Source organism: Streptomyces pactum (genome assembly GCF_016031615.1).
GTDB classification, from domain to species: domain Bacteria; phylum Actinomycetota; class Actinomycetes; order Streptomycetales; family Streptomycetaceae; genus Streptomyces; species Streptomyces pactus.
Genome location: NZ_JACYXC010000001.1, coordinates 3409953 through 3428375, shown reverse-complemented (window position 1 = coordinate 3428375; position 18423 = coordinate 3409953). Strand labels below are relative to the sequence as shown.

Annotated in this window: 18 protein-coding genes and 1 pseudogene; 6 read left to right on the top strand and 13 right to left on the bottom strand. The window is 74.8% G+C overall.

What is annotated here, in order from left to right; all coding sequences use genetic code 11:
* Window positions 1-102: 102 nt before the first annotated feature.
* The 5 genes and pseudogenes from IHE55_RS13545 to IHE55_RS13525 all read right to left on the bottom strand — a co-directional run.
* Window positions 103-1047 (bottom strand): annotated as a pseudogene (locus IHE55_RS13545) (ATP-binding cassette domain-containing protein); the annotation flags it as partial.
* Between the two features lie 428 nt (window positions 1048-1475).
* Entirely contained in the window at window positions 1476-2099 is a 624-nt protein-coding gene (locus tag IHE55_RS13540) for a PadR family transcriptional regulator (protein ID WP_197989263.1), read from the bottom strand.
* 293 nt (window positions 2100-2392) lie between these two features.
* The gene (locus IHE55_RS13535) at window positions 2393-2935 is read right to left on the bottom strand and encodes a DinB family protein (RefSeq protein ID WP_197989262.1); all 543 of its coding nucleotides are present in this window, start codon (window positions 2933-2935) and stop codon (window positions 2393-2395) included.
* Window positions 2936-3541: 606 nt separating this feature from the next.
* Window positions 3542-4999 carry an aldehyde dehydrogenase family protein gene (locus IHE55_RS13530; RefSeq protein WP_197989261.1) on the bottom strand — a complete coding sequence of 486 codons (1458 nt, stop codon included), beginning with the start codon at window positions 4997-4999 and terminating at the stop codon, window positions 3542-3544.
* A gap of 82 nt (window positions 5000-5081) precedes the next feature.
* Window positions 5082-5945 (bottom strand): Sco1979 family transcriptional regulator, encoded by an 864-nt coding sequence (locus IHE55_RS13525; RefSeq protein ID WP_197989260.1) that lies wholly within the window; start codon window positions 5943-5945, stop codon window positions 5082-5084.
* 305 nt (window positions 5946-6250) lie between these two features.
* Here IHE55_RS13525 and IHE55_RS13520 point away from each other — a divergent pair, with 305 nt between their 5' ends.
* The gene (locus IHE55_RS13520; RefSeq protein ID WP_197989259.1) at window positions 6251-6850 is read left to right on the top strand and encodes an ATP-binding protein; all 600 of its coding nucleotides are present in this window, start codon (window positions 6251-6253) and stop codon (window positions 6848-6850) included.
* 168 nt (window positions 6851-7018) lie between these two features.
* On the opposite strand, the gene IHE55_RS13515 is transcribed toward IHE55_RS13520, so the two are convergent.
* From IHE55_RS13515 to rpmG, 5 genes are all read right to left on the bottom strand, one after another.
* A complete protein-coding gene (locus IHE55_RS13515) occupies window positions 7019-7237 on the bottom strand; it encodes a DUF397 domain-containing protein (RefSeq protein ID WP_232266297.1) in 219 nt (72 codons plus the stop codon).
* A gap of 127 nt (window positions 7238-7364) precedes the next feature.
* Window positions 7365-7601, bottom strand: coding sequence for a 30S ribosomal protein S18 (rpsR, locus tag IHE55_RS13510; RefSeq protein WP_197989257.1), 237 nt, complete (start codon window positions 7599-7601; stop codon window positions 7365-7367).
* 194 nt (window positions 7602-7795) lie between these two features.
* Entirely contained in the window at window positions 7796-9091 is a 1296-nt protein-coding gene (locus tag IHE55_RS13505; RefSeq protein WP_307826647.1) for a GTP-binding protein, read from the bottom strand.
* The gene (locus IHE55_RS13500; RefSeq protein WP_197989256.1) at window positions 9088-9351 is read right to left on the bottom strand and encodes a type B 50S ribosomal protein L31; all 264 of its coding nucleotides are present in this window, start codon (window positions 9349-9351) and stop codon (window positions 9088-9090) included. Before IHE55_RS13500 ends, IHE55_RS13505 begins: the two co-directional genes overlap by 4 nt.
* Before the next feature lie 322 nt (window positions 9352-9673).
* Window positions 9674-9838, bottom strand: a complete 165-nt coding sequence (gene rpmG / locus IHE55_RS13495; protein WP_197989255.1) for a 50S ribosomal protein L33 — start codon at window positions 9836-9838, stop codon at window positions 9674-9676.
* Window positions 9839-9892: 54 nt separating this feature from the next.
* On the opposite strand from rpmG, the gene rpmB reads away from it, so the two are divergent.
* From rpmB to IHE55_RS13465, 5 genes are all read left to right on the top strand, one after another.
* A complete protein-coding gene (gene rpmB / locus IHE55_RS13490) occupies window positions 9893-10129 on the top strand; it encodes a 50S ribosomal protein L28 (RefSeq protein ID WP_197989254.1) in 237 nt (78 codons plus the stop codon).
* Entirely contained in the window at window positions 10129-10434 is a 306-nt protein-coding gene (rpsN, locus tag IHE55_RS13485) for a 30S ribosomal protein S14 (protein ID WP_197989253.1), read from the top strand. Before rpmB ends, rpsN begins: the two co-directional genes overlap by 1 nt.
* Window positions 10435-10785: 351 nt before the next feature.
* Window positions 10786-12681 (top strand): bifunctional 3'-5' exonuclease/DNA polymerase, encoded by a 1896-nt coding sequence (locus IHE55_RS31220; protein WP_232265551.1) that lies wholly within the window; start codon window positions 10786-10788, stop codon window positions 12679-12681.
* Window positions 12682-13202: 521 nt separating this feature from the next.
* Window positions 13203-14228 carry a rod shape-determining protein gene (locus tag IHE55_RS13470; protein ID WP_197989252.1) on the top strand — a complete coding sequence of 342 codons (1026 nt, stop codon included), beginning with the start codon at window positions 13203-13205 and terminating at the stop codon, window positions 14226-14228.
* Window positions 14229-14592: 364 nt separating this feature from the next.
* Complete coding sequence (locus IHE55_RS13465; protein ID WP_197989251.1) at window positions 14593-15048, top strand: tellurite resistance TerB family protein; 456 nt, start codon at window positions 14593-14595, stop codon at window positions 15046-15048.
* A gap of 303 nt (window positions 15049-15351) precedes the next feature.
* Here the strand turns inward: IHE55_RS13465 and IHE55_RS13460 are convergent, their stop codons facing one another.
* The 3 genes from IHE55_RS13460 to IHE55_RS13450 all read right to left on the bottom strand — a co-directional run bounded on the left by IHE55_RS13460 (window position 15352) and on the right by IHE55_RS13450 (window position 18058).
* Window positions 15352-16023: an alpha-ketoglutarate-dependent dioxygenase AlkB family protein gene (locus tag IHE55_RS13460; protein WP_197991985.1), complete on the bottom strand. Its 672-nt coding sequence runs from the start codon at window positions 16021-16023 to the stop codon at window positions 15352-15354.
* Window positions 16024-16382: 359 nt separating this feature from the next.
* Window positions 16383-17114 carry a 2OG-Fe(II) oxygenase gene (locus IHE55_RS13455; protein WP_197989250.1) on the bottom strand — a complete coding sequence of 244 codons (732 nt, stop codon included), beginning with the start codon at window positions 17112-17114 and terminating at the stop codon, window positions 16383-16385.
* A 431-nt stretch (window positions 17115-17545) separates the two neighbouring features.
* On the bottom strand, window positions 17546-18058 hold the full coding sequence (locus IHE55_RS13450; RefSeq protein ID WP_197989249.1) for a methylated-DNA--[protein]-cysteine S-methyltransferase: 513 nt from the start codon (window positions 18056-18058) through the stop codon (window positions 17546-17548).
* Window positions 18059-18423: the final 365 nt, after the last annotated feature.

Here is an 18423-nt window from a genome sequence, read left to right as displayed (position 1 = left end):
GCCGTGGTCCGGCGGTCGGCGCCGTCCGGCCGGCCCGTTGCGTGCCGTGGGCCGTGCCGGCGAACCGGTGCCCTCCGGTGAGGTCGGCCCGGCTCCGTCCCCCGCCTCCGCCGTGAGGTGGAGGAACACCTCGTCCAGCGTGGGGCGGCGCAGGGCGATGTCCTCCGCCACGATCCCGGCTGCGTCCAGGGCCCGTACCGTCGCGGTGAGCGCCGCGATCCGGTCGGCGACCGGGGCGCTGACCAGTCGGCGGTCGGGGTCGGTGGCCACCGTGTCGGCGCGGGCGGCCATGCCGACCACGGACGCGGCCGCGGACAGCCGTCCGGCGTCACGCACCACGACGTCGATCCGGTCGCCGCCCAGCGCGGCCTTCAGCTCGTCGGCGGTGCCGTCGGCGATCACCCGGCCCCGGTCCACCACCGAGATGCGGTCCGCGAGCTGGTCCGCCTCCTCCAGGTACTGGGTGGTGAGGAGCACGGTGGTGCCGCCGTCGGCGAGCGAGCGCACCGCGTTCCACACCTCCGTCCGGCTGCGCGGGTCCAGGCCGGTGGTGGGCTCGTCGAGGAAGAGCACCGCGGGCCGGGTGATCAGCGCGGCGGCGAGGTCGAGGCGGCGCCGCATGCCGCCGCTGTAACGGGAGGCGGGCCGGTTGCCGGCATCGCGCAGGCCGAACCGGTCCAGGAGTTCCTCCGCGCGGTCCGCCGCCCGGCGCCCGCCCAGGTGGTACAGGCGTCCGAACATCTCCAGGTTCTGCCGGCCGCTCAGTTCCTCGTCCACCGCCGCGTGCTGGCCGAGCAGTCCGATCCGCCGGCGCACCCGGTCCGGATGGCGCGCCACGTCCCAGCCGGTCACCTCGACCCGGCCGGTGTCGTACCGGAGCAGGGTGGCGAGGATGCGGACACAGGTGGTCTTGCCCGCGCCGTTGGGGCCGAGCAGTCCGTGGACGGCCCCGCGCGGCACGGTCAGGTCCAGCCCGGACAGGGCCTCCTTGTCCCGGTACCTCTTCCGCAGACCTTCGACGAGGATCGCCGGGTCGCTGTCGGTCAACGTCTCTCCTTCCCGAGCACGCCGGATCCCTCCTAGTCAAACTTGACTAGAGGAGCGCCGGGAAGGCTATGCCCGCTCGACGTATTAGTCAAACTTGATTAGCCGGTGTGGGGTGCGGAGGCCGGCAGCTCGGCAGGTCGGCGTGTGGTCCGGGGGTCGGGAGAGGGGCGGGGTGCCGGGTCGGGGAAGCGGTGCCGGGCCGCTCCCATGCCGGAGGGAGCGGGGTTCCGGGTCGTCTCCCGCTGCCGCCCTGGGTCATCATGCGCATGCGCGCGGGGCCGCCCTGAGCCGTGTGCGGGCGCGTCCTACGCGCCGGGACCAGCTCCCGGCCGGCGGCAGGACCGGCCCCGGCCTCGGCCCCCGGGTGCGCCAGCCGGCCCGACCGGGCGCGGCCCCGGCGGCGGGGCGGTGTCCCGCCGGTCCCGGGGTCAGCCGCGTTCCGCGTACGGGTTCTCCACCCCGTCCGGCAGGACGTCCACCGAACGCTCGCCCTCGCCCGCCATGACGTACGCGCCGGCCTCCAGCCGCTCGATCAGGCCGCGGGTCCACTCCGCGCCGGCCTCGGCGGAGTGCACCCAGAGCTTCATCACCTCGCCGATGTGCCCCCACTCCTCGGGGGTGGCCTCGGACGGCGACCAGTGCTGGGCGACCTCGGTCCGCCACTCCTCCAGCGCCGCCACCCGCTGCCTGAGCAGCGCGAGCGCCTCGTCCCGCGGCAGGTCCACCAGGAAGCCGACCCCCGCCGTCAGCTCGTCGATCTTCTGGTCGTGGCGGGACAGTGACTCCCGCAGCAGACGGAAGAACTCGGCGTCGCCCGCGTCGGTCAGCTCGTACTCGGTGCGCGGGGGGCCGCCGGCGGTGCTGGGCGCGATGTCGTGGGCGATCAGCAGGCCCTGCTTGGCCATCTGCTTGAGCGCGTGATAGATCGACCCGGGCTTCACGCCGGACCACTCGTGGGCGCCCCAGTACTCCAGGTCGTTACGGACCTGGTAGCCGTGCGCGCGCCCGTGCTGGCGGACGGCGCCCAGCACCAGCAGCCGGATCGCTGACATCGTCTCCTCTTTCGCTCCGCGCGCCCCGCCCCGGCACGGTCACCGCGGCCGGACCGGGTCCGGGCCGCACCGCGCGGCACCCGGGCGCGGCTCCAGGCTAGGCGACGCCCGCACGGCGGCGCCGCGCCCGGGCCCGGTGCCGCCGTGCCTCCGCCCCGACCCGGCGCCCCGGCTCCCGGGTCCGGAGTCCTGTCCGGCACCCCGCGCACCGGCTCGCCCGCCGGCCCGAGGGGCGACCGACCCGTCAGGGGGACGGCGTGGCGGGCGCCCGGGCCCGGCGGGCGAGCGGGCCGTCAGGCGCCGGCCGCCGCCACCTCGTCGATCAGCTCGAAGGCGGTCTTGCCGTCCAGCGTCTCCCGGATCACGTCCGCGTGGCCGGCGTGCCGGGCCATCTCCTGGATCAGGGTGAGCAGCAGGAACCGCATCGAGCGCGGCTCCCGGGGGAACCACGGCGCCTCGGGGAGCATGAAGGTCTCGTCGAGGTCGGGGAGCGAACGGATGAACCGCTCGGTCCCGGCCGCGATCTCCTCCCATACGGCGAGCACACCCGCGACCGACTCGCCCTCCTCCAACCGGTGCGACAGGTGCCAGTTGGTCTCGTCCCGCCGGACCGAGCGCGGCACGCCCCTGGCGTCCTCCACCCAGGTCCGCTCGACCTCGGCCACGTGCTTGAGCACCCCCGCCAGGGAGAGTTCGCTGGCCGACGGGGAGCGCACGGCGTCCGCGTCGGACACCCCGTGCAGGGTGCGCCGGATCGCGCCGCGCTGCGCTTCGAGGAAGCCCAGCAGGGCTCCCGCCTCGTCGCCGTGGGCTTCCTGGTTCACCAGCGTGGGCATGGGGTCCCGCCTTCCGTCCTGGGTCTCGGTCTCTCCCGACGTCTGCGACGCTACGGGGACTTGCGGACAGGAACGGTCCTCGATTCCCGCCGGACCCGGAGCGATCCGGACTACCGGACGGGAGCGGGAAGGCGAGCGCGGGAACGCCCGCACGGAACGGCCGGCGTGGACGGTCTGGGATCCCCCGTCGGGCCGGGGCCCGTTCGAGCGGACACCCCTGGCTTCCGTCGGGCCGGGGTTCCTGGCTCTCCTCGGCGGGGCCGAGGGCGGCCGGCGGGGTGACCGGCGGTACCGGCCGCGACCCGGAGCGGGGATCGGCCATGTCCCGGACCGGTCGGGCCATGGCCGGAACCAGGGCCGGCCACGTCCCGGACCGGGCCGGCCACGGCCGGCACCGGGACCGGCCAGGTGTCCGACGGCCCGACTGGCGACCGGCCGGCCAAGGCCTCGGAAGCCACACGGCACGGCCACCGCCGTAAGCCGCACCGCACGACACGGCCGACCCGGCACGGCGCGGCCTGTATCAGTACCGCCGGCAACCACACCACGGCACCGCCGGCAACCGCACGGCACGGCCGGCGCGGGGCCGACCGTGCCGCCGGTGCGTCAGAAGGGGAACCGGCTGCGGCCGTGCTGGATGGAGATCCACTTGGTGGTGGTGAAGCTCTCCACCGTGGACTCTCCGTTGAGCCGGCCCACGCCGGAGAACTTCTCGCCGCCGAACGGCACGATCGGCTCGTCGTGCACGGTGCTGTCGTTCACGTGGAACATGCCGGTCTCGATCCGTCGGCCGAACCGCACCCCGCGCTCGATGTCGGCGGTGTGCACCGCGCCGCTCAGCCCGTACGGGGTGGCGTTGACCAGGGAGACCGCCTCGTCGTCACCGTCGAACGGCATCAGGATCGCGACCGGGCCGAAGATCTCCTGGCGCAGCACCGGGGAGTCGGGCGCCACACCGGTGAGGACCACCGGGCTGACCAGCGTGCCCCGGACCGGGCCGCGCACCAGGGCGGTGGCGCCGTCCGCGACGGCCTGCTCCACCACGCCGGCGATGTTCTCCGCCTGGGTCTCGTTGATCAGCGGGCCGATGAGGGTGGCGGGGTCGCTGGGATCGCCGACCGTGAGGGACTCGACCTTCGCCACGAACTTCTCGGTGAACTCCCGCTCCACCGAGCGGTCCACCAGCACGCGGTTGGCCGCCATGCACACCTGGCCCTGGTGGACGAAGCGGCTGAACACCGCCGCGTCCACCGCGTAGTCCAGGTCCGCGTCGTCCAGGACGACCAGCGCGCTGTTGCCGCCCAGCTCCAGGACCGAGCGCTTGAAGTGGGAGGCGGCGACGGTGGCGACGTGGCGGCCGACCTTGTCCGAGCCGGTGAACGAGATGACCTTGGGCACCGGGTGCTCGATCAGCGCGTCACCGATCTCCGCGATGTCCGTGATCACCACGTTGAGCAGCCCGGCCGGCAGCCCGGCGTCCGCCAGCACCTTGGCCACCAGGGAGCCGCCGCAGATCGGGGTGTTCTGGTGCGGCTTGAGGACCACCGCGTTCCCCAGCGCCAGCGCCGGGGCGACCGACTTCAGCGACAGCAGGAACGGGAAGTTGAACGGGCTGATGACGCCGACCACCCCGACCGGCACCCGGTAGAGGCGGTTCTCCTTTCCGTCGGCCGGGGACGGGATGATCCGCCCCTCGGGCCGCAGGGCCAGGGATATCGCCTCCCGCAGGAATTCCTTGGCCAGGTGGAGTTCGAAGGCCGCCTTGACCCGGGTGCCGCCGACCTCGGCGGTGATCGCCTCGGTCAGTTCGGCGTCCCGTTCCTCGACAATACGCAGGGCCCTTTCGAAAACCATGCGCCGGGTGTAGGGATTGGTCGCCGCCCATTCCGGTTGGGCCCGCTCCGCCGCCCGGTACGCCTGGTCCACCTCGGTGACCGTGGCCACCGTGATGGAGGCGAGCTTCTCCCCGTCGTACGGGTTGAAGTCCACGATGTCCCAGGAGCCGCTCCCGGGCCGCCACTCGCCGTCGATGTACTGAAACGCCAGCTCGGAGAAGTAGGACATGCCATCCCTATCTGGAGACGGGGGCGCCTGATGACACCCACGGGGTGCGTCGGCCCTGACGGAACGTCATCCTAGTGAGAAATCAGGTGTTTTGGAGAAGGTCCCGGAGCAGATCTCTGCTCTTCGCCGGCGACAGACTGTCCGCCCCCATCCGCTCCATCACCCGCTCGTACTGCACCACTTCGTCCCGTTTATCCAAGTAGAGGGCACCGGTGAGCTGTTCCAGATACACCACATCCGGAAGGTCGGATTCCGGGAATCGCAGCATCGTGAAGGCGCCGCTTTCGCCGGCGTGCCCACCGAAGGAGAACGGCATCACCTGGAGAATCACATTCGACTGTTCGGAGACCGCGAGGAGGTGCCGGAGCTGCCCGCGCATGACCTCGGGGCCGCCGTAGGGGCGGCGCAGCGCCGCCTCGTCCAGTACCGCGTGGAATTCCGGTGCGCGCTCGGACACCAGGAGTTTCTGGCGTTCCATGCGGAGCGCGACGCGCCGTTCCACCTCCGTGTCGCAGGCGTGCGGCTGGCCGCGGGTGACGACCGCCTGCGCGTACCCCTCGGTCTGCAGCAGGCCGTGCACGAACTGCACCTCGTAGCAGGCGATGTGGGACGCGGCGCCCTCCAGGCCGACATAGGTCTGGAACCAGCCGGGCAGGACATCGCCGTAACTGTGCCACCAGCCCGCCACATTGGCCTCACGGGCGAGCCCGAGAAGTGCCGCGCGCTCCGTCTCGTCGGTGACGCCGTAGAGCGTGAGCAGGTCCTCGATGTCGCGCGCCTTGAAGCTCACCCGGCCCAACTCCATGCGGCTGATCTTGGATTCGGAAGCGCGGATCGAATAGCCGGCCGCCTCCCGCGTGATGCCGCGAGACTCGCGCAATCGCCTGAGCTGGGAGCCCAGGAGAATCCGGCGCACCACCGATCCGCTCGACTCGCTTGCGGTCATTTTCCGTGACCCTCCCTGTACGGAACGCACCCTTCGGGGGGCGCGACCCCCGTAGCCCCTGGCGGGGAAGTCTGCCACTTCCGGGCACCGCGCTGTGCACAAGTCGTTACTCATGTGGGGCACCTACGCAAGAGGGCGTAGGAAGAATCGCGGTCGAATCGCGGCAGGTTTGCCCAAATCCCCCCGTGCACGTGCATCTGCCCTTGCATCTGCTCTGCGCATTGGGAACGATGGGCGTCGCGCACGTGCAAGCTCGTACGAGGTCCAGCCAGGAACCTCACGGCAACGAATGCAGGAGTGCTCGCATGGGGACCAACGGATCGACCATGCTGGAGCCCTTGTGGAGAGGGCTCCCGCCAGTCGGCCCCTCCGCCGTCTCCGGTTCCGCCTCCTGTGCGCTGCCCGCGCGGTACGAAGCGGTCAAGGGGGCCCGCCGGTTCACCGGCCGGACGCTCGACCAGTGGGAGCTGCCGGATCTCTTCGACGACGTCGCCCTGGTCGTCTCCGAACTCGTCACCAACGCCCTGCGGCACGCGCTGCCGCAGGGCGTCACGCCGGACGGGCCGGGAGCCGCGGCCGGACCCCTCGCCGCCGGCTCGCCGTCGGCCGGATCGCCGGTGGGCGTACGGCCGCCCGGCGCGCCGGTGCCGCCCGGCCCGGACCCGGCGCGGGCGACCGACTCCTTGGTCCGGCTCCATCTGATGCGCTGGACCACCCGGCTGGTGTGCGCGGTGCGGGATCCCAGCGAGGCGAGCCCGGTGGCCGGTGAGGCCGACTTCTCCCAGGAGTCCGGCCGCGGACTCCACCTGGTGGAGTCCTTCAGCGACAGCTGGGGCTGGCACCCGCTCGGCGGCACCCTGCGCGGCAAGGTCGTCTGGGCGCAGTTCCGGCTGACCCGCGACTGAACACCGCCCCACCGGCGCCACGGCGGCGCCCCACCCGCGCGGCGACGGTGCCGCGGCCGGGCATGACGGCCCCGGAGGGACGACCACCGGGGGACCACCGGACGACCGCCGGGACGGGGCGACGGGGCCGGCCGGCGCGGGCCGCGCCGTACGCTGTACCGGGCCGTTTCAGTCCAGCACGAGGTGGTCGAACTCCCCGTCCTTGACGCCCAGCAGCAGTGCGGCGATCTCCGCGGGCGTGTAGATCAGCGCGGGCCCGTCGGGGAAGCGGGAATTCCGCACGGCCACACCGCCGTCCGGCAGTTTGGCGAATTCGACGCAGGAACCTTGCGAGTTGCTGTGCCGGCTCTTCTGCCAGACGACGTCATGGAGGTCCGATGCCGCCATACCGTTGTACAGGTGGTCGTGCACAGGGCTCTCCGAGGTTCATGCAGCTGTCAACTGTCCCGGATCATAACCCCGTTCATGTGCGGCTGCATGAGCGGATGCACGTGCACACCGTGTATCCGGATGATCACCGCGAGCCGTACGGCAACAGCGCCATCTCCCGGGCATTCTTGATCGCACGTGCAATCCGCCGCTGCTGCTGCGCGGTGACGCGCGTGACCCGCCGACTCCGGATCTTCCCCCGGTCCGAGATGAACTTCCGGAGCAGATCCGTGTCCTTGTAGTCGATATATGTGACGCCGGCGGCGTCCAAAGGGTTCGGCCGGGGCCTGATGTTTTTGCGGGATGTACCGTTCCGGGTCATCGAATTCCCATTCTCTCGTACGGTGGTGGCCGCCGGGCCGGGGTAACGGACGGCCCGGACGGCGGGCCCGGGTCGGGACGGGCCGCGCGGCAGGCCCGGGGCCCGGGGCCCGGGAGCGGGGGAGCGGGGGCGGGTGCCGCGCCCGGGGCGCGGGCGGGTCGGGGGCGCGGGCGGGCCGGGGAGGTCCGCCGGGGTCAGCAGACCGGGTCGAGGAGGTCGTCGAAGGCGTGGGACAGACCGCGCCACGCCTCCGGCCCGGCCGCGTACTCCGCGTCGGTCAGCAGACAGGACTCCAGCAGCGCCGTCAGCTGGTCCGCGTCCAGCCCCGGTGAGGTGAAGGTGAGGTGCTGGGCCCGGTCGCCGTGTTCCGGGTCCCAGTCCAGCGCCGCCGCGACCCGCCGGGTGGCCGGCACCAGCTCCCAGGCGGCGTCGGGCAGCGCTGCGAGCCACGGGCCGGCGCTCTCCACGCACAGCGCGCCGCCGGCCGCGTCCCAGGACAGCAGGGTGTCGGGCCGGTCGGCGAGCCAGAACCGCCCCCGGCTGCGGACGGCGGCGCAGGTCAGCTCCTCCAGCGCGGCGTACAGCCGCCCGGGGTGGAAGGGGCGCACCCGGTGCCACACCACGGTGGTGACCCCCTCCTCGTCCGCGGCCTGCGGCAGCAGGGCGCAGGCCGGGTGCTGCCGGTCGGCGGCGGCCGCCACGTCGAAGCCGGCCGTCACCACCTCCGCCAGCTCCGGGGAGTCCACCGGGACCGTGCGGGCCGTGGGGTGGAGCTGGCGCAGCAGCGCGAGATCGGTCGGATCGGCGGGGTCGGCCGGCTCGGCGGTGCCGGCCGGGTCGGGTGCCGCGCCGGTCCGCCGGGCGCCGGCCGGGTACGGCCCGCCGCCGGGCATCGCCTGGCCGTCACCGGGGTCCCCGTCATCGGACACCCCGGTGCCGGAACCCGCGGCCGGGCCGTCCTCCACCAGGACGAGGACCGGCGGGTACTCCAGTTGCCGGGCGAAGGTGTCGGCCACCGTGCGCCGGTCGCTCGCGGCGGCGGCCAGCCCCACCTCGGCCAGGTCGTCGCCGCAGCTGAGGTAGGGCAGTGCCAGGGCGGGGTCCACGGCGGTGAGTACCGCGGTCAGCCGCAGTTCCGTGCCGCTGTGCGCGGCCACCACCTCGGCCATCGCCTGCGGTTCCACCGAATCCCACAGCTCCACCACGGCGAGCCGGCACCCGGCGGCGGCCAGCCGGTTCAGCTCCGGCACCAGGTCCTCCCGGAGCGCGCAGCAGGCGCAGTCGTTGACCAGCGGCGCCTCCCCCTGGTCGAGGACCGACCGGGCGTCCCGCACGGTCCGCCGCACGGTACCGGCCGGCGCGGACGCCAGGTCGTGGTGGAGCGCGACGCTGCCCGGCACGGTCGCCAGCAGCCGGTCCACCGCCGCGCGCCGGGCGTCGACGTGCAGTCCGGCGACCACCGCGACCGGCAGCGGGCCGGCGCCGGTCACCGGTCACCCCGGTGGGCGGCGCGGCCGTAGCGGCGCTCGAAGCGCTCGACGCGGCCGGCGGTGTCCAGCACCCGGGCGGTCCCGGTGTAGAAGGGGTGGCTCGCCGAGGAGATCTCGACGTCGATGACGGGGTAGGTGTTGCCGTCCTCCCACTCGACGGTCCGGTCGGCGGTGGCCGTGGACCGGGTGAGGAAGGCGTAACCGGCGGCCCGGTCGCGGAAGACGACGGGGCCGTACGGGGGATGGATGCCGGGCTTCATGACGGGACTCCTTCAGCTTCTTCGGCTCGGTGGGTGCGCGGCGCGCTGGGCCCGGTGGCCCCGGCGCGGGGTCGGGGCGCGGATACCGGTGGGCGCCCGCCCGGGGACGGTCGTGGCACTGGCGGCGTGCGCGCGGGCGCCGGCGCCCGGCGGGGGTGCGGCGCCCCGGGCGGGAGCGCGGGGCCGCGGGCCCCGGTCCGGCAGGGCCGCGGGCGGGCGGGCGGTGGCCGGTGGGGGCGGTGGTCGGTGTGCGGTGGGCGCGGTGGGTGGTGGGCGCTGTGTGCGGTGGGCGCTGTGTGCGGTGGGTGGTGGAGGCGGCCGGTCAGCGCTCCTCGCGGAAGGTCACGTGGCGCCCGGCGACCGGGTCGTACTTGCGCAGCGTCATCCGGTCCGGGTCGTTCCGGCGGTTCTTCCGGGTGACGTAGGTGTAGCCGGTGCCGGCGGTGGACCGGAGTTTGATCACGGGGCGTAGTTCGTTGCGGGCCATACGGGCTACTATACAGAAATGGTTTCCATTTTCATTAGCGGGAGGTGCTGACCCGTGTCCGTCCACTGCCAGCTGACCGGCCGGACCCCCGGCTTCGGCAACTCGGTCTCCCACTCCCACCGGCGCACCCCGCGCCGCTTCGATCCGAACATCCAGCGGCGGCGCTACTGGCTGGCCTCCGAGCGCCGGTACGTCCGGCTCACGCTCAGCGCCAAGGGTGTGAAGACCGTGGACGCCATCGGCGTCGAGGCCGCGGTGGCCCGCATCCGTGCCCGGGGAGGGAAGGTCTGATGGCGAAGAAGAGCAAGATCGCGCGGGACGAGCAGCGGCGGGCCGTGGTCGCCCGGTACGCCGCCCGCCGGGCGGAGCTGAAGGAGCTGATCCGCCACCCCGCCACCTCCGCCGAGCAGCGGGCCGCGGCCCAGCGGGAACTGCGCCGCCAGCCACGGGACGCCAGCGCCACCCGGGTCCGCAACCGGGACGGCGTGGACGGCCGGCCGCGCGGCTACTTCCGCGCCTTCGGCCTGTCCCGGGTCAACCTCCGGGCCCAGGCGCACGCGGGCTTCCTGCCGGGGGTGCGCAAGTCCAGCTGGTGATCCGGCTCCGGTCCGGGGGTGCGGAACCGACCGGGGGTGGGAACCGGGCGGGGGGTGCGGGGCGCGGGCCCGTGCGCCCGGCGCCGTACGCCCGGGGCCGACGGGTGAGTGCCTGCCCCTGCGCCCGCCGCGCGCCCCCTCGTCCCGGGTCACGGTTCGCCTTCTCCGGCGCCCGTCGCTCCCTGCCCGCCCCCGGGCCACTGTTCGCCCGCCGCCCCCCGTCCCGAGTGCTCCCCCCATACAGCGGATCCGGCGCCGGAGCGGCACCGGATCACCGCCGGATCACTGCCTCATGGGGCCATCGGTGCAGGTCGGCGGCGATTGTCAGACCCTCCTGCCAGACTTCGGATCATGAGGTGGGCGCTGGCGGAGATGGACGACGGGGGTGTTCGTCTCTGCCCGCTCGACTCCTCCGGACGGGCAGCCGGACCGGTCGTGACGGACGCGGGCGGCCTCGCGTCGGCCATCCGCTCCCGTCCGGAGGTGGACCGCTGGGTCTGGCGGGCGACGGCCGCGGTGTATCCGCGGCTGCTCGCCGCCGGCCTGCGGGTCGAACGGTGTTACGACGTCGAGGCGGCGGAGAACCTGCTGCTCGGGCACGAGGGGCGGTCCGGGGAGCCGCGTTCGCTGGCCGCCGCCTGGGCCCGGCTGCGCGGTCTGCCGGTGCCCGACGACCCGCCGCCGGCGGGCTCCGGCCGGGGTCCGCAGCGGGCCGCGGACAGCCAGCCGTCGCTGTTCGAGACCGAGGGGTCGCCGCTGCCGCCCGGCACCGACCCGATGGAGGCCCTGCTCGCCGTCTACGCCGGGCAGCTGGCCCGCACCGGGCAGACCACCCACCCGGCCCGGATGCGGCTGCTCATCGCGGCGGAGTCCGCGGGCATGCTGGTGGCCGCCGAGATGCGGCGGGCCGGGGTGCCCTGGCGCGCCGATGTGCACCGCGAACTGCTCGACGAACTCCTCGGCGAACGCTACCCGGGCGGGCTGGAGCCGCAGCGGCTGGCGGAGCTGGCGGACGAGGTGTCCCGGGCCTTCGACCGCCACCGGGCCACCGGTTCCGCCGGCGGTGCCCGCCCCGTGGCGGCGCCCGTCGCGGGCACCGTGACCACCACCGGCCCGGGGCCGGCCGGGGAGCGGCGAGCCACCGGGGAACGGCGGCCGACGGGGGAGCGGCGAGCCACCGGGGAGGGGCCGGGCTCCGGCGGCGCCCCGCCGCGGGTGCGTCCCGACCTGCCCGCGGAGGTCATCCGGGCCTTCGCCCGCGACGGCATCGCGCTCTCCTCGACCCGGGCCTGGGAGCTGCGGCGGATCGACCACCCGGCGGTGGAGCCGCTGCTGCGCTACAAGAAGCTCTACCGGCTGCACACCGCCCACGGCTGGGCCTGGCTGCGGACCTGGGTGCGGGACGGCCGGTTCCGCCCCGAGTACCTGCCCGGAGGCACCGTCTCCGGACGCTGGACCACCAACGGGGGCGGGGCGCTGCAGATCCCCAAGGTGGTGCGGCGGGCGGTGATGGCCGACCCGGGCTGGCGGCTGGTGGTCGCCGACGCCGACCAGCTGGAGCCGCGGGTGCTCGCGGCGATCTCCCGCGATCCGGGCCTGATGGAGGTGGCCGGCAGCGACCGGGACCTGTACGCGGCGCTGTCCGACCGGGCCTTCTCCGGTGACCGCGAGCAGGCGAAGCTGGCCCTGCTGGGCGCGATCTACGGGCAGACGTCCGGGGACGGCCTGAAGAACCTCGCCGCGCTGCGCCGCCGCTTCCCGGCCGCCGTGGAGTACGTGGACGAGGCGGCCCGGGCCGGCGAGGAGGGCCGGCTGGTCCGCACCTGGCTCGGCCGCACCTGCCCGCCCGCCGACACCGCGGGTGACCCGTACGAGGAGGCCGGCCTGCCGCCGGCCGAGGACGGTCCGGCGGCACCGGGCGGTGGCGCCGGGGCCCGGGCCCGCGGCAGGTTCACCCGGAACTTCGTCGTCCAGGGCAGCGCCGCCGACTGGGCCGTGATCATGCTGGCGGCCCTGCGGCAGTCGCTCGCCCCGCTCCGCGCCGAACTGGTCTTCTTCCAGCACGACGAGGTGATCGTGCACTGTCCCGAGGAGGAGGCCGAGCGGGTCGGCGAGGCCATCCGCGCCGCCGGGGACCGGGCCGGCCGGATCGCCTTCGGCGACACGCCGGTGCGGTTCCCGTTCACCCTCGCGGTCGTGGACAGCTACGCCGACGCCAAGGGCGGACCGGTGGACGCCGACCTCTGACGGCCGGGCGGCGGAAGCGGCGGGCGACGGGTCGGGGGACAGGGGGGCGTACGTCCCTGACACCGGTCGGCGGGGCACGTTCCGGGGCAGGATGCCCGCCGGGCGCCGCGTTCCGGCGGCCGGCCGGCGAGGGACTGCCCGACGGCCGGCCGCCGGGCGCCCGACGCGCCGGCGGTCCGGCGGCGCCGGGGGCCTGTGAGCCCACGCCGGTGGCCTGGCGGCCCGCGCCGGTGTCCCGGCCAACCGGCGGTCGCGCCGTGCCCGTCCCCCTCCCCGTATCGGTGCTCGCGCCGTTGCCCGTCCCGCCGTACCGGCGGTGCACGCCGTGCCCGCGTCGGCGAACCGGCGGTGCCGACGCTGACGGGGCGTCGGACGCGGTGCGGTCACCGGGAATTCGGATTTTCTGACGGTCACTCACTCGCGCGGCGCAGCCTACTGCGCGGGACGGCCTCCGTCGGCTCACGATGGTGCGAGGGCCGCCGGGCGGGCGGCCCGTACACCGCCCACCGGGAGTACATGCCATGTCCCTCAGCCTGGAGCAACTACGCCGCTGTTCGGTAGCCGTCGATCTCGGTGCCGCGCGAACCCGCGTCTACCTCAAGGGCACCGGACTCATCGTCGACGAGCCGAGCGTCTGTGCCGTGAACCTGCGGACCGGCGGCCTGATCGCGGTCGGCACGCCCGCCGAGAACATGGCCGGGCGCACCCCCGGCCACATCGCGGTGGTCCGCCCCATCTCCGGCGGCGCCGTGGTGGACATCACGATGGCGCAGCGGATGCTGCGGCAGTTCGTCGGGGAGAAGGTGCGCCGCGCCTGGCGGCGGAAACCGCTGCTGCGCGCCGCCGCGTGCACCCCGTTCGACGCCCATCCGCTCGCCCAGACCGCCGCCGTGGAGACCCTGACCGGGCTCGGTGCCCGCCGGGTGGAACTGGTGGACACCCTGGTCGCCGCGGCGGTCGGCTGCGGTCTGCCGGTGGAACAGCCGGAAGCCACCATGATCGTGGTGTGCGGCGCCACCACCACGCAGGTCGCGGTGCTCTCGCTGGGGGCCCTGGTGGCCGCCGAGAGCGTTCCGGTGGGCGGTGACGCGATCGACCGTGCGGTCGTGCAGCACCTGCGCACCCGCCACGAGGTGATGCTGGCCGGGCACTCGGTCCGCCCGCTGCACCTGGTGCTGAGCGGCCCGGACGCGGCGAGCGGCGCCGAGGTGCACGGCCGGGACGTGGTCACCGGCCGGGCCCGTTCCGTACGGGTGGACGCCGACGGGGTACGGAACGCCACGCACGTGCCGATGACGGCGGTGATCGACACCATCGGGTCGGTGCTCCGGCGCTGCCCGCCCGACCTCGTCGCCGACCTGGGCGACCGGGGCATCATGCTGGCCGGCGGCAGCGCCCGGCTCCCCGGCCTGGACAGCATGATCGGGCAGGCCACGGGCATGCCGGTGCACGTGGCGGAGCGCCCGGACATCTGTGCGGTGGAGGGCCTGGGCGCGATGCTGGAGGGGAAGGTACGCCCCCTCCCCGTCGGCCCGCCCGCGGCCTGACCGCCGCCGCCGGGCGCAGCCCGGCGGACCCCACGGAGCGAAGGAAACGCGCGAGCGCACGCAGCGCACGGGGCGTACGGGGCCCCCGGCCGTCGCCTCGCGGTGCCGCACGGCGGCGGCCGGCGGGAGGTCGGGGCCCGTCGGCCGGGGGCGAAGGGCTCCGGGACCGGTGCCGGAACGGCGGCGGGGCGACCGGCACCCGTCCCCCCGGCCGGCCCGGGACGTCTCTCCGGCGCCGCCCCGCACGCCCCTGAGGTGGGGCTCCGCAGGTCTCTCCGGCGGGTCCCGGAGGCCCCTGGGGGAACTTCATCACCCCCCGCCGCAGTTGAGTCAGTGCACCCACGACGACACGAGGAGATGGCACATGGCTCTGTGGGACCGGCTGAGGGACTCGGCCCAGACGATGCAGACCCAGCTGCAGTCGAAGAAGAACGAGCTGAAGAGCGGCGGCTTCCGAGACGCCAGCATGGCGATGTGCGCGCTGGTGGCCGCCGCCGACGGGCAGGTGGACCCGGCCGAGCGGCAGCGGGTCGCCTCGCTGATCGCAACCAACGACGTCCTGCGGAACTTCCCCGCCGACGACCTCCAGCGGCGGTTCGACGAGAACCTGGCCAAGCTGACCGCGGACTTCTCGCTCGGCAAGGTCGGCCTCATGCAGACCATCGGCAAGGTGCAGAAGAAGCCGACCGAGGCGCGTGCGGTAATCCAGATCGGCATCGTGATCGGCGGCGCCGACGGTGACTTCGACAAGACCGAGCAGGCCCTGGTGCGGGAGGTGTGCTTCGCCGTCGGCATCGACCCGGCGGAGTTCGACCTGTAGACCGCCGACCCGGACGGACCCGGGCGACGGTGGGGCCGGCCGGCCCGCCGCGTCACGGGCCGGTGGGGGACGGCGTCTTCCGGCCGCCGACGGCCGAGGGAGGCACGGACCGGACCGTCGTACGCACGGACGCCCGGACGCCCGGACGCCCGGGGGCGGACCGGTGGGCCGGGGGATCGACTGGCACGGTGGGCCGGTGACGGCGTGGTGGCCGGTCGGTGGGCCGGTGGGGCTCGACTGGCACCTCGGGCCGGTGGGCCGGGGCGTCGGCGGGGTACGGCCGTGGCCCGCGGAGGGGCCGGATCAGCCGGGCAGGCCGGTGACCCGCAGGGTGATGTTGAGACGGCCACGGGCCAGGCCGGTGGCCGGGTTTCCGCTGCCCGGGAGGACCCTGGGCACGCCGTGGTACGCGAACCGCGCCGGTCCGCCGAAGACGAACAGGTCCCCGGAGGCCAGCTCGACGTCCGTGTACGGCCGGCCCCGGCTCTCGGTGTTCCCGAAGCGGAACACGCAGCTGTCGCCGACGCTCAGCGACACCACCGGCGCCCCGGAGCGCTCGTCCTTGTCCTGGTGCATGCCCATCCGGGCCCGGTCGTCGTAGAAGTTGATCAGCGCGGTGTCCGGCCGGTAGCCGTCCCCGGCCGCCGGGTCCCGGTACGCCGCCACCAGCGCGCGGCGGCCCAGCCGGACCAGCCACTCCGGGAACGGTGCCACCCGGGCCCCGTTCACGTCATCGGCGGTACGGGTGTACCGGTACGGCTGCCAGTGCCAGCCCAGGCACACCGTACGGACCGACATCACGCCGCCGCGTGGCAGCCGGGTGTGCCGGATCGGCACCGGGCCGACCGCCCACCGGCGGCACACCTCGACCAGACGGCGCTGCGCGCCCACACCCAGCCAGCCCGGCACATGGACCGCTCCGGGGGCGACCACCACCGGGCCGCCGGCCGTGCTGCCGACCGCACTGCCGTCCACGATGCCGTCCGCTCCGGCGGCTGCCGTGAGGTCGGTGGGGGCCGGGGAGCTGTTGGGGTCGTGGTGTCCCGCGGGGCCGGCGGGGTCGCCGGGCCAGTCGAAGAGCGTGGGTTCGTTCCCGTTCCGCACCGGTCGTGCCTCCCTCTCCGTTCCGTACGGTGCCGACACCGATACCGACACCGGCGCCGGGCCTGCGGCCCCCTCCGGGGTCGGCCGGTGTCCGGCTTCCCGGTCGGGCCGGTGGGCGGGGGCCGGTCGGGCCTGGTGGGTCGTGTGGGCTGGGTGGGCCGGGTGGATGGGGGCCCGGCCCGGCCGGACCGCCCGCCGGGCGGTCACGCTCCCGGTCACCGGTCATGTGGTCATGCCGCGTCGTGGAAGACCAGGCCCAGGGTGTGCCGGGTACCCGAGCGTACGACGCTGACCCCGTGCCGTACCGCCGAGGCGGACCAGCCACGGACGGACGGCACCGGGCGGTCGCGGGTGGTGAACACCAGGCCGTGGCCCTGCCGCAGCACGGTGGCGATGCCCCGGGACTGCGCCCGAGCCCGCTGCTCGACCAGCAGGAATTCGCCACCGGTGTAGTCGGTGCCGGCGTCGTCCAGGCCGATCACGATCTGGAGCGGGAAGACCAGATCCCCGTACAGGTCGCGGTGGAGGGCGTTCCAGTCGCCTTCCGCGTACCGCAGCAGGATGGGGGTGGGCCGTGTCTGGCCGGCCCGATGGCACATCTCCAGCCACTCGTCCAGGGTGTCCGGCCAGGGCGCCGGGCGGCCGAGCCGTCGCGCCCACTCGCGGGCGATGGGCAGCAGCCGGACGTAACACGCCTGCCGCAGCTCCTCCACCGGCTCCGGGAAGGGACGGGCGAAGTAGCGGTACTGCCCGGCCCCGAACCGGTGCCTGGCCATGTCGATGGTGGCGCGGAAGCGCGCCGCGTCGGTGTAGAGCGCGGCGATCTCCCGGCACTCCTCGGTCGTCAGCAGTTGGGGGGTGAGGGCGCAGCCGGCGGCGTCCAGCTCGGCGGCGAGCGCCACCCAGTCGGCCGCCTCGACCCGCTCCCGGGGCCGGGCCGGCCCCGTGCCGGTGGTGGTCATCGGATGCTCCTCGCAGGGTCACGGGTGGGGATGGACATGGTGGGGCGCGCGGCGAGCGTGTCCGGCGGCCGGTCCCCGGGCGGTGGGTCGGTCCGGGCGGTGGCGGTCGGTCCCCGACGGTGGCGTTCGGTCCCGGGAGGGCGGGAGCGCCGCGGGCGCCGGGACCGCCCAGGTAGGTGGCGGCGGCGGTCGGTGGTGAACGGCATCGCCGGAGGTGGCGGTGACGAACGGTGGGCGCCCCGGCCTGGCGGTGGCGGACGGAGACGCTCCGGCGTCGCGGTGGCGGGCGGTGTCGGCCCCGGGTTGCGGCGGCGCCCCGGCGTCGCGGTGGCGGAGGGCATCGGCCCCGGCGTTGCGGTGGCGCGGTGACGTCCCGGTGTCGCGGCGGCGCCCCGGCGGGCGTGGCGGTGGCGGGTCGTTTCCCGGCCGGCTCAGGCGGCCGGGAGGGTGAGGCCCTCGTGGCTGAGCAGCAGCCGCTTGCGGTCCAGCCCCGCCGCGTACCCGGTGAGTGACCCGTTCGCCCCGATCACCCGGTGGCAGGGCCGCACCAGCAGCAGCGGGTTGGCGCCGATCGCCGCGCCGAGGGCGCGTACCGCGGCCGGAGACGCCCCGATCCGCCGGGCCACCTGCCCGTAACTGGTGGTGGTGCCGTACGGGATCTCCTCCAGCGCGGCCCACACCCGCCGCTGGAAGTCGGTCCCCCGGTCGGCGGTGAACTCGATGTCGAAACGGGTGAGTGACCCCGCGAAGTACGCCCGCAGCTGCCCGGCGATCTCGGTGAACGCCGCCTCGTCCCGCCGCCAGCCCTCCCGGACGACGGCCCCGCCCCGCTGTTCCGGCATGGTCAGCGAGGCGAGCGCGGTCCCGCCGGGGGCGGTGGCCGACTCCTCGCCGACCAGCAGCAGCTCTCCGACCGGGCTGTCCAGCGTCGTGTAGACCGTCATGTTCCTCTTCTTTCCTCCGCCGTACGTCCGGGGGCGCGGCCGGCTTCCGTGGTCCGGTTCACCTCCCACTCTCCGGCACCGCCGCCGCCGACGCTGGCGGGAATCGGACATCGCGGCGCGGGGTGCCGGCGACCCGTGCCCTCCGCCGGCGCAGGACGGGTCAGGCACTTCGGGTCCGCCCCGATCGCCCGTGTCCTCATCGGCGCGGGACAGGTCGGGCACGTCCGGGATTCGCCCCGACCACCCAATACCGCCCTCCGCGCGGAACGGGTCCCGGACCGCCCGTACCGCCCTCTGTGCGGAACAGGACAGGCATCCCGGAACACCCCGGCCGCCCGGAACCTCCACCGGAAAGACCGCCCGCC